Annotated in this window: 12 protein-coding genes; 3 read left to right on the forward strand and 9 right to left on the reverse strand. The window is 60.9% G+C overall.

What is annotated here, in order from left to right:
• Positions 1-27 precede the first annotated feature (27 nt).
• The 6 genes from DL891_RS03570 to DL891_RS03595 form a co-directional block, all read right to left on the reverse strand.
• Positions 28-864 (reverse strand): M55 family metallopeptidase, encoded by an 837-nt coding sequence (locus tag DL891_RS03570; protein WP_111719042.1) that lies wholly within the window; start codon positions 862-864, stop codon positions 28-30.
• A complete protein-coding gene (locus tag DL891_RS03575) occupies positions 861-1,889 on the reverse strand; it encodes an ABC transporter ATP-binding protein (RefSeq protein ID WP_111719043.1) in 1,029 nt (342 codons plus the stop codon). The genes DL891_RS03570 and DL891_RS03575 overlap by 4 nt, the downstream gene beginning before the upstream one ends.
• Positions 1,886-2,842: an ABC transporter ATP-binding protein gene (locus tag DL891_RS03580; protein ID WP_198668753.1), complete on the reverse strand. Its 957-nt coding sequence runs from the start codon at positions 2,840-2,842 to the stop codon at positions 1,886-1,888. Before DL891_RS03580 ends, DL891_RS03575 begins: the two co-directional genes overlap by 4 nt.
• Before the next feature lie 38 nt (positions 2,843-2,880).
• Positions 2,881-3,765: an ABC transporter permease gene (locus DL891_RS03585; RefSeq protein ID WP_111719045.1), complete on the reverse strand. Its 885-nt coding sequence runs from the start codon at positions 3,763-3,765 to the stop codon at positions 2,881-2,883.
• A complete protein-coding gene (locus DL891_RS03590) occupies positions 3,762-4,721 on the reverse strand; it encodes an ABC transporter permease (RefSeq protein WP_111719046.1) in 960 nt (319 codons plus the stop codon). The genes DL891_RS03585 and DL891_RS03590 overlap by 4 nt, the downstream gene beginning before the upstream one ends.
• 83 nt (positions 4,722-4,804) lie before the next feature.
• Positions 4,805-6,388, reverse strand: coding sequence for an ABC transporter substrate-binding protein (locus DL891_RS03595; RefSeq protein WP_111719047.1), 1,584 nt, complete (start codon positions 6,386-6,388; stop codon positions 4,805-4,807).
• A 377-nt stretch (positions 6,389-6,765) separates the two neighbouring features.
• On the opposite strand from DL891_RS03595, the gene DL891_RS03600 reads away from it, so the two are divergent.
• From DL891_RS03600 to DL891_RS03610, 3 genes are all read left to right on the forward strand, one after another.
• Entirely contained in the window at positions 6,766-8,340 is a 1,575-nt protein-coding gene (locus DL891_RS03600) for an ABC transporter substrate-binding protein (RefSeq protein WP_111719048.1), read from the forward strand.
• Positions 8,341-8,463: 123 nt separating this feature from the next.
• A complete protein-coding gene (locus DL891_RS03605; RefSeq protein ID WP_157962366.1) occupies positions 8,464-9,741 on the forward strand; it encodes an amidase in 1,278 nt (425 codons plus the stop codon).
• A 39-nt stretch (positions 9,742-9,780) separates the two neighbouring features.
• The gene (locus tag DL891_RS03610) at positions 9,781-10,260 is read left to right on the forward strand and encodes a GNAT family N-acetyltransferase (protein WP_157962367.1); all 480 of its coding nucleotides are present in this window, start codon (positions 9,781-9,783) and stop codon (positions 10,258-10,260) included.
• 81 nt (positions 10,261-10,341) lie between these two features.
• On the opposite strand, the gene DL891_RS03615 is transcribed toward DL891_RS03610, so the two are convergent.
• The 3 genes from DL891_RS03615 to DL891_RS03625 all read right to left on the reverse strand — a co-directional run bounded on the left by DL891_RS03615 (position 10,342) and on the right by DL891_RS03625 (position 12,943).
• Entirely contained in the window at positions 10,342-11,262 is a 921-nt protein-coding gene (locus DL891_RS03615) for a succinylglutamate desuccinylase/aspartoacylase family protein (RefSeq protein WP_111719051.1), read from the reverse strand.
• 248 nt (positions 11,263-11,510) lie between these two features.
• Complete coding sequence (locus DL891_RS03620) at positions 11,511-12,347, reverse strand: CoA ester lyase (protein ID WP_111719052.1); 837 nt, start codon at positions 12,345-12,347, stop codon at positions 11,511-11,513.
• Entirely contained in the window at positions 12,344-12,943 is a 600-nt protein-coding gene (locus DL891_RS03625; protein ID WP_111719053.1) for a MaoC family dehydratase, read from the reverse strand. Before DL891_RS03625 ends, DL891_RS03620 begins: the two co-directional genes overlap by 4 nt.
• Between the last annotated feature and the right edge of the window lie 12 nt (positions 12,944-12,955).

Genomic DNA, 12,955 nt, shown 5'->3' on the forward strand with positions numbered 1-12,955 from the left:
CTCAGATCTCGATTCGGCCGGATTCACTCAGCGTCCTCCGGCCTGGCGCGTGATGTAGTTGACGGCAACGAACGACTCGAACATTTCGAGCAGATTCTCGCTCTCGATCCGAACCTGACGGTCTCCGGTTCGCACGGTACCTCGGGCCCAAGTCGCGACATCTGCCATGTCCGCGGTCTGCATCTCCAGATCGAGGGTGGACGGACTGGCGAGACCCGGAAGCGGCATCTTTCCCGCGGCGACCTTGCGCATGGCTTCTTCGGCACCGGCGCGAATAAGATCGCAGGATTCCGTGGGATGCAGGTTCTTTGCGCTGAACCGGCTGATCGACTCCTTGGTGGTGACGTTCACGGCACCCTCGGCGAACGGGCGAGTTTCGTCTGCGGTGACCGAATCGCCGGTCACCAGTGCAATCGGCACGCCGTAGTGTTCGGCGACCAGGGCGTTGATTCCGCTCTCTCCCACGTAGCGCCCGTTGACCTTGGCCCCAGAAAAGACCTCCGGATTGTAGGTGTGGCTCATTGCGGAAGTCTTGCCCGAAATGGACCCGTGGTAACCGAGGAAGAATATGGCATCAAAGCTTCCATCGAGGCCCTGCATCATGTAATAGGGCTTGTGTCTTCCGGAAATGTATTGCGCATTGCCCGCGATCTTTCGCGGGTCGAGGTTGGCCATCCGGCTGTGCGAGTCGTTGAGTACGACTTCCGTCGCACCTCCAGCGATGGCGCCCTCGATGGCAGCGTTGACTTCATCTTGAAGCAGCGCACAGCCCAAGGTGTACGCCTCACCGCTCCCGGGACGGCATTGTTCCCAGTCGACAATACCTGCGACACCTTCCATATCGAACGAGATCCAAACTTTCACAATTCCTCCTGGTGGATGGGGATGGACGAGAATATCGGCAACTCGTCGGCGCGAATGCACGCGCTTTCGTGTGTGGGGCCGACAGGCATGAGGGCGGGGTCTGTCAGAGTGCACGCAACCTGGGCGAACGAGCACCGTGGATTGAACCGGCAACCTGCTGGAATGTTGAACGGGCTGGGCGGCTCACCCTCGAGCACGATGCCATCGTTGGCGCCTTCGGCAGTCATTCGCGGGATCGACTCGATCAATGCCCGCGTGTATGGATGGCGCGGATTCGAGAATATCTCTGCGGTGTCCGCCACCTCGACGATTCGCCCGAGATACATGACCGCCACTCGCTGGCTGAGGTGCTGAACGACCGCCAGGTTATGTGCAACGAACAGGATGCTCAGACCCAGCTCATCGCGCAGTGTGGTGAACAGTTCAAGGATCGTAGCCTGCACCGAGACATCCAGCGCAGACACCGGCTCGTCGGCGATCAAGACATCCGGGCGCACTGCGAGTGCCCGGGCGATCGCAATGCGTTGCCGCTGGCCACCGGAGAACTGGCTGGGGTACGCGTCCAACGCGTCCTCTTCCATTCCCACGCGGTTCAGCAAACGAATGCTCTCGGCCCGCACTTCCCGGCGGGGCACGATTTTGTGCAGCAGCAGAAGTTCTGAGAGCACAGCCCCGACGCTCATGCGCGGATTCAGCGACGAATACGGGTCTTGAAAAACCATCTGGATGCGTCGGGTCACGTCTTTGCCGCGCCGTGCGGGCATTGGCGAACCCTGGTATTGAATTTCACCGGTCGACGCCGCAACACTGCCGACCAGAATCTTCGCGAGAGTTGACTTGCCCGAGCCAGACTCGCCGACCAGGGCGAGAATCTCGCCCTTGCGCAACTGGAGGTCGATGCCGTCGAGGGCTGTGAGTGCGGAATTGCTCTCGGGGTTCTTCGAGAACTTCTCGAGCAGGGCATTTCCCAAATGATAGGTCTTCGTGACGTTGCTGACTCGCAATATCGAGGTGTCGGGGCTCATACTCTCACCTTCTTGAAGATCTCGTCCGAAAAGAAGCAGGCGGACTCCCGGCCGTCTTCGACGCGTTCAAGCACCGGGGCCCCCTCGAGGCAGCGCTCCTGCACGAACGGACATCGCGGCGCGAAAGAACACGCGTTCTCGCGGTGGGCGAGGTTGGGGGGAAATCCTGGAATCGGCACAAGCGCACGGCCCGGCTGGTCGAAGTCGGGGGCGGAGTCCAGCAGCCCCTTGGTATAAGGATGTCTAGGATCACGAAAGACATCTTTGACCGCGCCGGTCTCCACCATGCGACCGGCATACATCACTGCAAGATCGCGGCAGGTCTGGTTGACCACAGCCAGGTCGTGAGTGACGAAAACGAGCGAGGCGCCGAAGTCGTCGCAGAGTTCTTCAAGCAGCCGCAACACCTGGTGCTGCACGGTGACATCCAGCGCGGTCGTCGGCTCGTCGCACAGGATGAGCTTCGGGCGACAGGAGATCGCCATTGCGATCATGATGCGCTGGCGCAATCCTCCGGAAAGCTGGTGGGGATAGGCGAGGGCACGTTTGGCCGGGTCCGGGATACCGGTCCGTGCCATCATCGAGACAGCCAGTTCCATCGCAGCCTTGCGCGACAGGCCGAGGTACCGGCGAGGTCCTTCGGCGATCTGGTCCCCGACGCGCATCACCGGGTTCAGCGCGGTCATGGGTTCTTGGAAGATCATGGCGATCTCCGGGCCCATGAGTCGACGGCGTTTGACGCGATTCATCCCGACGAGTTCTTCACCGTTGTATTTGATGCTGCCTGACATGACGTTCACGCCCGCCGGCAGCAGGTTCGCGATGGCACGCAGGCTCATCGATTTGCCGGAGCCCGACTCACCGACGATGCCGAACCGATTTCCGGTCGCCACATCGAAGCTGACGCCATCGACGATGACCGTAGAGCCTTTGGAGCGCTTGACGCCGAGCACGAGGTCGGTGACGCTGAGTAAAGGAGATTCCGTCATGGTTACTTCCTCCGATCGGGGCTGAGGAGATCAGAAAGACCGTCCCCCAGGAAAGAGACGCCAAGGCTTGTGACAACCACGATCAGCCCTGGAATGGTCGCCTGCTGCCACAGCGTGGTGATGAACTCTTGCCCGTCGAGGATCATGCTCCCCCACTCAGCGGTCGGTGGGGCGATGCCGAGACCCAGGTAGCCGAGGGTCACGACAGCCATGATGTCCATCACAATGTCGCTCATGCCGTAGATGATTGCTTGGGACAGCACGTTCGGACCTATGTGTCTCACGAGTACCCGGCCGTGTGACATTCCGCCCAACCGCGCCCCGACAACATAATCCTGCTTCTTCGCGACAATGACTTCCCCACGCACGATCTTCGCGTATGAGACCCAGGAGACCGCGGCAATCGCCAGGTAGATGCTTGCCTCGCCGGAGCCGAGGATGAACACCAGTACGATCACCATCACATAGAACGGGAAGGCGAAGAAGACATCGACGACACGCATGACAATCGCGTCGAGCCAGCCGCCGAAGTATCCTGCCAGCCCGCCAAGGATGGAGCCGAACACGAAGGGGATCAGGACAGCGAGAAACCCGATCCGAAGGTTCACACGCGCACCCCAGATGAGGCGGGACAGAACATCCCGGCCGTATTTGTCTGTGCCCAGCAGGTGGGAGGTACTCGGAGCCTGAAGCGTGTTCGTCAGGTTCTGCTGGATGGGATCATACGGTGCGATGATCGGTGCGAGGATCGCCATCAGGACGAGAGCGCCGACGATTATCATCCCGGCAACCAGTGAGCCATTCTTGTACCACGGCTTGAGAGTGCGGGATCGAGTGGCCCGACGCTTCGCTTGGAAACCCGCGAGGATCGCGGTCGGCGTGCTCATTCTCGCTCCTTGCTGCTGAAGTTCACTCGGGGATCCAAAAGCGTGTAGACGACGTCAGTCAGGATGCCAACGACGACGACGAACAGCGCAACAAACAATGTGACGCCCTGAATGGTGGGAAAGTCTCGTGAAAAGATCGCGTTGAGCATGAGCGATCCGAGCCCTGGCAGGGCGAAGACCTTCTCGATGACGATGGAACCGCCAACCAGATAACCCAGGTTGACACCCATGATGGACACGGTCGGGATGATGGCGTTGCGTAAGACGTGCTGTCGAAAGAGGGCGACTCCCCCACTTCCCTTCGACCGAGCCGTCGCAACATACTCCGAACCCAGCACGTTGATCGTGGACGACCTCAAACTTCGGATGAGTGTCGGAGAAAGGGCGATCGCAAGCGTCAATGCCGGTAGGAATAAGTAGTACAGGTGGTCAGCGGCAGTTTGACCGTAACCACCGACTGGGAACAGGCGCAGCTTGAGCGAAAAAAACAGGATGAGCATAATGCCGACCCAGAACTGGGGCATTCCCTGTCCCACCAGCGTGTAGGCCCGCACCCCCAGGTCGGCTGGCCTGTTTGGCTTCACCGCCGCGATTCCGGAGAGCGGGATCCCGATCAGCAAGCCCAGTATCAGGGCGAAGAAGACCAGTGACAGTGTGACGGGAACCGCCTCCAGCACCAAGCTGCTGACTGGTACTTGATAGGTGAGGCTGTCCCCGAGGTTGCCGCGAGCGATGTTGGAGAGGAACAACCCGTACTGCACCAGCAGTGGTTTGTCCAGTCCGAGTTGGGTCCTCAAGGCCACGATTCTGTCCTCAGTGGCCTTGTCACCCAGAATCGCCAGGGCAGGGTCTCCGGGCAACAGATGTGCCATGAAGAAGACAAGCAGAGTCACCCCGAACACGACCGGGATCGCTTGGAGCAACCGTCCTGGAATGAAGCTAAGCCGATGGAGCATCGACACTCCCGAAGATATCTAGAGGGTAAGAAGTGGGCAGCGGCGGGTGGCTCGGGTTCGAGCCACCCGCCGCTGGGTTGAGATTACTTTGTCTTGTAGATGTTCTCGGTGTGGTAGTTACCGAGCGGAGTCACCTCAAAGCCCTTGACCTTGTCCGTTGACGCGAAGGCGTACGGAGAGTAGTAAAGGTAGGCCAGGAACGCATCTTCACCGGTGAGCTTCTGGATCTGCTTGTACAGGTCCGCCCGCTTTGTCAGGTCGCTCTCACGCTGCGCCTGATTGTTCAGCGCAATGACCTCGGGGTTGTTGTAGTTGGTGAACGCGGAGTGCGCACCACCCTTCGGGTCGAGAGCGAAGGTGGTCCACTGGTCGGGGTCCGGGATGTCCATGGTCCAGGCAGAGAACGCCATGTCATATTCCATCGCCTGACGGGCCTTCTTGTTCGCCGTCGGATCGAGCTGCACAATCTCGACTGTGATACCGATCTCCTTGAGCTCATCCTGGATGATCTGCGATGTGGCAGCCTGGTTGGCGTTGCCGGAACGGATCAACAGCGTGGTGGAGAAACCATTCGGCTTGGACGAGAGTGCGAGTTCTTCCTTCGCCTTGGCCACGTCGTACGTCGGGCCCTGTGCATCCTTGTCGTAGAACGGGGTTCCGGGTGACAGCATGGAGTTCGCAGGCTCGCCATTGCCGAACAACACGGCTTCAACAAGTGCGTCGCGGTCGATCGCATACGCGATGGCGCGGCGCACGTGAACGTCAGCGAACGGCTCGCGGTCTTCGTTCATCGACACGTAATCGATCTGGGTCGACGGGAAGGCGTAGACCTCCACGCCCGGGCTTTCCTTCAACGATGCGAAGCTTGACCAGTCGGGAGTGTCGTTGATGTCGATCTGGCCACCCTGCAGCTGGAGCTTGCGAGTATTGGCATCGGGCACGACGTTCCACGACACACTGTCAAGGTACGGCTTGCCGGCTTCCCAGTAGGTGGGGTTCTTGACGAGCTTGAGGTACTGGCCCTTCTTCCACTCGCCCCACATGAACGGTCCGGTCATGACCGGAGCCTCGTAATACTGCTCCTTGGTCTTTCCGCCGTAGTTGTCCTGCACGATGGCGTTGCTGAACATTGACAGGTCGGCAATGATCGGCGCCCACGGATACTTGAGAACGACGTCGATTGTGTAATCGTCGACGATGTTCACCTTGTCGATTGCGGCGTTGACAAAGCCCCAACCGGTGTCAGCGGTGGCCGTGTCCTGATCGATGGAGAACTTGACGTCCTTGGACGTCATCTTCTGGCCGTCCGAGAACGTCACGTCATCACGCAACGGGATGGTGTAGGTGAGGCCGTCGTCAGACACGGTGAAACCGGTGGCCAGAAGAGGAACAAGTTCCTGGCCGTCTGGGGTCGGGCTGAACAGCGACTGCCCCATCTGCTGGAAGACCGACATCGAGAAGTTCTCGAACTGCGCTGACGTGCTGTCCATGGTCAGGGCGTCCGGGCCTCGCGCGATGACAAGATCGCCGCCCATGACCGGGCCGCCGGCTTCGCTCGGTGCTCCGCTGCTGGGCGATTCGGTTGCCGTGCCCGCACTGCAACCCGTCAATACCAGGGCGGTCGCTGCGAGAAATCCAACGAACGCGATTCGGTTTTTCTTTCTCATGTACTGTTTCACTCTCCTTCGAGTGCTGAATTTCCTTCAGGACGCTGCAGAACCGATATTCGGTTTGCCCCGTCGGGAGACGGCGCAGTCCGAACACACCAGTGCCTGTATTTTCAATTACATTAGCAGGAGATTCGGGTTGATTTATAACATTAGAAACACGATAAGGCGTGAATATACCTCAGCCCGCGCTCTCGACCCTCACCCCATGGCAGATAGTCACCTCTCGCCCGACTTCGACCGTAGCCCGCCCCCCACAGGAGTGTTCCAATCGTTATAAAGAACAAAATTCTTGATGATACTGTAATCGGAAATACAGGCAGTTCGTTCCCCAGAGACAGAGCGCGCGACAGCGAGCGGAGACACGAGAAGAACTTATGAACAAAACACGTCCTTTAACATTTGTCGGCCTCTTAGCGGCCACGGCATTGGTTGTCACCGGGTGCAGCGCAACCGCCGATCCGGCGGCCAGCACCCCTGCGGGCGACGCCGGTCCGGTTCTCGGAGGTGATCTGGTGATCGCCCGGGCCGGTGATGTGATCACGATGAACAGCACCGCCTCGCAATTCAACAACAACTCGATCTATGTCTTCCAGCAGTTGGGCGAATCCCTGTTCACCGTCAGTGCAGACGGCCAGGATCTGGAGCCTCTACTCGCAACCGGCTACACGGTTTCTGAAGACGGGCTCACCTACACGGTCAAGCTGCGTGAGGGGGTCAACTTCTCCGATGGCACTCCAATGACCGCCAAAGACGTCAAGTTCTCGATCGATCAGGACACGGCCACGGCTGAGACAGGATGGGGTTACGTCAACGCCGCTATCAAAGAAGTGAAGGTCGTGGACGACTCCACGGTCGAATTCGACCTCAAATACCAGTGGGCGCCCATCATCGCCGACCTGTCGATGTTCAGCAACGCCATCATTCCCGAGAACTATGGCGGCAAGACGGTCGACGAGTTCTATGAATCGCCCATCGGCACCGGCCCGTTCATGTGGGGCGAATGGAAGAAGGGCCAGTCACTCACTCTGGTCAAGAACCCCAACTACTGGCAGAGTGGCAAACCGTATCTGGACAGCGTGACTTGGAATGTCGTCCCAGACGCGAACACCCGCAAGCTCCAGCTGCAGGGTGGTCAGATCGACATCAACACGACTCCAGACTGGTCGAGCTTCGCCGAACTGGGCAGCACCCCGGGCCTCAAAGTCGATGCTTTTCCATCGACCCAGCACGATTTCGTGGAGATCAACCAGCAGCGCGCACCCTTCGAGGATGTGCACGTTCGCCGTGCGATCGCGTTCGCGATAGACCGCGCCGCGCTTGTCGATGCGGTGTTGTTTGGCAACGGCGAACCAGCGAACTCCCTGCTGTCACCCGGTACCCCGTTCTACGACAAGAACGCGACCGGAATCCAGTACGACGTTGAGCAGGCCAAGGCCGAGCTTGCAATGTCTTCCCAGCCGAACGGCTTCTCGACGACTTTGCTGATTCGTTCCGGGGATGCCAACCGCGCGTCCGTTGCGCAGATCATGCAGGACCAGCTCAAGGAGATCGGAATCACCATCGAGATCAAGCAACTTGAGGCGACCGCCGCACTGCAGGCAGACATTGATTCCGACTTCGACATGATCCTCTCTGCCTGGACGATGGACATTCCCGACCCCGACCAGTGGACGTCCTTTGCGGTCGACCCGGCCTCGGGTGCGAACTCGTCGAGCACCTTCTACAACAGTCCGAAGGCAATCGCCCTCAACAAGCAGGCGCAGCAGGAAGCTGACCTGGACAAGCGGGCAGAGTTGTACAAAGAGTTGCAGGCGGTGACCGGCGAGGATGCATTCCTCACGTACCTCTACTACTCCCCGTACGCCTATGCGTCCACGGACAAGGTTCAGGGTTTCCACGTCACTCCGCTGGGTAATTACCACGTCGAGGACATCTACAAGACGAAGTAGTACAGCGACTCACCCTCCGCGCCCGCAGCCGTCATCGGCAGTGGGCGCGGAGGCCCGTCACATCCATCATTCGTCCTGAAAGACACGTAACATTCTGTGAGACAGGGATCGAGGGGCGAGAATTTGACTGAAGATGAGAGCCAGCCGGCGATGAATCCGAACACAGCGAGTCTGAGCCTTGCGTACGAGCGTGCCGCCGGGGCGGGCCGCACGCTCAATGCCGTGGTCGCGCTGTTCAGTCCGCCCGCCCCGGTGCCGGCGGGCCCCCTGCACAATCTGCCGGTCGCCGTCAAAGACATTATCGATATCGCCGGGCACCCACGCGGCAACGGAAACCCCGAGGCGATGAAGGGGCAGCAGGCGCGAACCGATGCTCCGGTCGTCGCCGCGCTGCGTGAGGCCGGAGCCGTGGTCTTTGCCGCCACCGCGATGCTTGAATACGCGGCCGGGGCGACGCACCCGCTTATTCCTGAAACTCTCAACCCGTACTCGCTCACACGCACTGCTGGCGGTTCCAGCGGCGGATCGGCGGCACTCGTGGGCATCGGCGCATGCCCGGTTGCGCTCGGAACCGATACCGGCGGTTCGATCCGGATCCCCGCACACTACTGTGCCGCAGTGGGCTTCAAGCCGAGCTATGGGGCACTCCCCACCGATGGCGTCGAGCCGTTGTCACCGACGCTCGATCACGTTGGCCTTCTGAGTGACACTGTTTCGACCGCACGGAGGGTGTTCAGTGCCCTCACTGGTCTGGAGTGCTCTGACCCACTGCCAGCACACCCATTGCGGGTGGGGGTCATCACTTCCTGGTTGAAGGCAGTTGAGTTGGAGAGGGATGTCGCGGATGCTGTCACCCTCGCCGTGGAAACGCTCCGGGCTGCCGGCTGCGAGATCATCGAGGTTGACGGCTCGATCTTCAGTAAGCTCCAGCCCCTGTTCGACGACATCCTGTTGTATGAAGCCTGGCAGGTTCACGGCCACCGGATCAGGGCAGACCCAGAGCACTATGGTGCAGAAACTTTGCGCATGCTGCGCGGGGCCGCAACGGTGAGCCGCGAACAGTACGACGCCGCCATGGCCGAGAGGCAGGCCATTTTGCCGGATTCGGAGCACCTCTATGGCGAGATCGATGTGCTCCTGACCCCCGCGGCGCCGTTCGTTGCACCCGCCACAACGCCACCATCTGACACGGCGAAGGGGGCCGCTGAGGGAATGTTCACCTCGGTCTTCAATCTGACCGGTGATCCGGCCCTGGTCCTGCCGTGCGGATGGAGCCGCGACGGCCTCCCGATCGGAATCCAACTCGTCGGACCGATCGGTTCCGACGCCGCTCTGCTGACGATTGCCGCGCGCATCGAAGCCTTGCTCGCTGTACCGCGGCGATCCCCGATCATTCCCTGAACTGGCGGCGCGAGCGCCCACCACAGATTGAGTATCCCCGTGAAACAAGACCTGGCCATCTGCCTGCGAAAGTTTGTCGCTCAGGACTACGCTGAACTCATCTCGTGGGTACCCACAGTGAATGACTTCTACCTGTTCAGCGGCACAACCGAGCCCTGGCCACTCGTCGAACAGGATCTTGCGCACCGTGCTCTGAACAAAGACATCCGTTCCTGGACCGCAGTTCTGGAGCCTGACGAGAAGCCGGTAGGACACATCGAGTTGGTGCAGACCTCGACGGAGGTCGGGCGGTTCGCCCGCGTCATGATCGAACCGGGCTCCCGTGGCCGTGGCCTGGCGCGACTCCTCGTCGGGGCCGGTATCGAGGCGGCGAAAGGCCTCGGTCTCAGCCGAATCGACCTGAACGTCGTCACCGGAAATGATCCGGCCATGCGCACCTATCGCAGCCTGGGGTTTCGCGTTCTGGAGGGCGACCCCGAACATCCGGCCTACCTGCGCATGACTCGCGCCATCGACTGATGGATCGAGTGGATGTTCGGGTCGGCAGCCCCGCGGCGCCCCTCCGGTAATCTGGCCGGCTGTCTGCCACGTGGTGGCTTTTCAGCCGCGCGCAAGCCCGAGCAACAGGCCGTCGGCAGAGACCGCCGGGCTGCTGGTGAGAAACAGCACTGTGCCGACTTCCGGCGCTCGCACTTCGGCGAACACGTCACCCCAGACGTCGCTCACTGTGCCCAAGAGCTCGCCTGCAGCAACCGATGCGCCCGTCACCACAACAGGTTGCCACCAACCCTCCCTGTCGGTGCGCAGCCAATGCCATCCCTCGTGCTCATGAAGGTTGCGCTCGGGCCACGGGGCACCGTCGAGCACGCCGATGCTCCGTGAGAGGTTTCTGAGGCCCGCCAGGTGCCTGTCGATCGCCGAACGGTCAAGCAGTCCGTTCTGGCCGGATTCGGCGATGATCGCCGGGACACCGATATCGGCGGCTGCCGCGCAGCTGCTGCCGGCCACTGTACGAACCGCTGCGCTCTGTCGCATGATGTGTGCCAGGCCGTACGACACCGCAAGACCGCGCGATATGTCCTCCACAGAAGACTCCTCGAACATGCTGAACGGCTCGAGCGATTCCGGAAGGTCACCGGCGTGGAGATCCACGAGATAGTCTGTGCCGGCAATGAACGTGTCAAAAACGTGGTGGGCGAGAATTTCGGTGTAGGTCCCGTTCGGGTCGCCGGGGAAACTCCGGTTCAAGTTCTTGCCGTCGGCCGGAACGACGAAGGCAGAACGAGCCCAGAAGCCGGGCACATTAACGATTGGTATGGCAACAATCCGACCAGAGACAGCATCTGGATCAAGGTCACGAATAAATTCCCGAACCGCCGCAATCGATGTGTACTCCGCTCCGTGGACCCCTGCCATCAGCGTCAGCTGCGGCCCGTCCCTGTTCCCGACAATTTCGAAATAGGGAATGTCGAGACCCGCCGAACCGAGCTCGGGGATGTGGAGCGTCTTGCGTGTGATCACAGATCTACCTCAATTCGAGTTGAAACAAGAATCCGATTGACAGTCAACCATCTGCGCCTGGTCTCGAGCACGGGCATCCTGTCCGCCTCCAGCATTGCGACCAGTTCCGAAGAACTCGAAATCGCGCTGAGTGCAGTTGAGTGTGTTCTTCACGCTCACGGCGCCGCGCTGGTATGGCACGCCAGCCGCAAGTCACTTCGATCGCTGAAGAACCAGGCGGATCAGCTTCGGGCGGCGCCCTGTCGAGATCACTCTTCCGGCGCTGCCCTGCGCAGGGTCTGTTCCGCGTTGCGCAACACCGGGTTGTCAACCATCTGCCCACGAAAGCTGAACACCCCCCGCTCACCCGCGGCTGCAGCAAGCACATCACGCGCGTAGGCCACCTCGTGGTCCCCCGGCCGGTAAGCAGCCCGGATGACCGCAACCTGACTCGGATGAATGCAGGCGGTGGCCACGAAGCCGCTGGCGCGCGCATCCGATGCCTCCACCTCAAGCCCTGCCGTATCGGGAATGTTGAAATACACCGTGTCCACCGCGGCTTTCCCGTTCGCGCCCGCCGCAAGAAGAACCTGCGAGCGTGCGTGCACCGCGAGCGGACGGTAACGGCCGTCAGCAAAGCGGCTCGCGGTTCCCCCCAGCGAGACGACCAGGTCTTCGGCCCCCCACATCAGAGCGACCACATTCGGTTCGGCGGCGATCTCGGCCGATGCCAGCACACCGGCAGCACTCTCGCAGAGGGCAATCACACGAAAGTGCGCGCCAGAGGCGGCGAGCACCTGCATCTGGCCCGAACTCTCCGCCTTGGGCACCATCAAGTAGCGGTACGAGGTCTGGGCAATGGCAGCGATATCCAGGGCGAAGTCGGCGCTCGAGACAGGATTGACCCGCACAATCGTGCGCTCGGGGTCGAGAGTGCTCGCGGCGAGCGCCGAGCGGGCATCCTCCTTCGACGAAGCCGCCACCGCATCCTCCAGGTCAAGGATCACCGCGTCCGAGCGTTCGGCCGCTTTGGCATAACGCTCAGGTCGGTCCGCCGGGCAGAACAACAGCGCCGGGCCAAGGGCAAAGCCGCTGGCACCGGTCATGAAGTGCGCCCCTCAGCTGTGCCGGGGCCCGGCACATCGACCCCTCGCGCGGCGGCGTCCGCTGTGGCCTTCTGGGTCTCGTCATAGGCATCGCGGCACCAGACCAGTACCGAGCGCACGGCTGTGGCCACGATTACGTCATCCTGGTTGCGGGCGGTGTGGGTGAGGGTGATGATGCCCTGGCCGGGGCGCGAGCTCGACAGCCGCTTCGCGTCGACAACACTCTCGGAGTACATGGTGTCGCCGTGATAGAGCGGGTGGGGAAATCGCACGTCGGTGAAGCCGAGGTTTGCGACGATCGTGCCCTGCGTGAGTTGCGCCACCGAACTGCCCACCAGGGTGGCAAGCGTGAACATCGAGTTCATCAGCCGCTGGCCGAACGGCTGGGTTGCACTCCACGCAGCATCCAGGTGCAACGACTGGGTGTTCATCGTCATCGTGGTGAACAACACGTTGTCTGTTTCAGTCACCGTACGGCCCGGCCGGTGCAGGTACCGCGTGTTCAGATCGAATTCCTCGTAATAGAGGCCGCGCTGCTCGACAATCCTTGGCTCGACGATCTTCTGTTTGCCCCCGGAAGTCTCGTCTGCGCCCATCACTGTTTCTCC

The organism is Homoserinimonas sp. OAct 916 (assembly GCF_003260275.1).
Taxonomy (GTDB): domain Bacteria; phylum Actinomycetota; class Actinomycetes; order Actinomycetales; family Microbacteriaceae; genus OACT-916.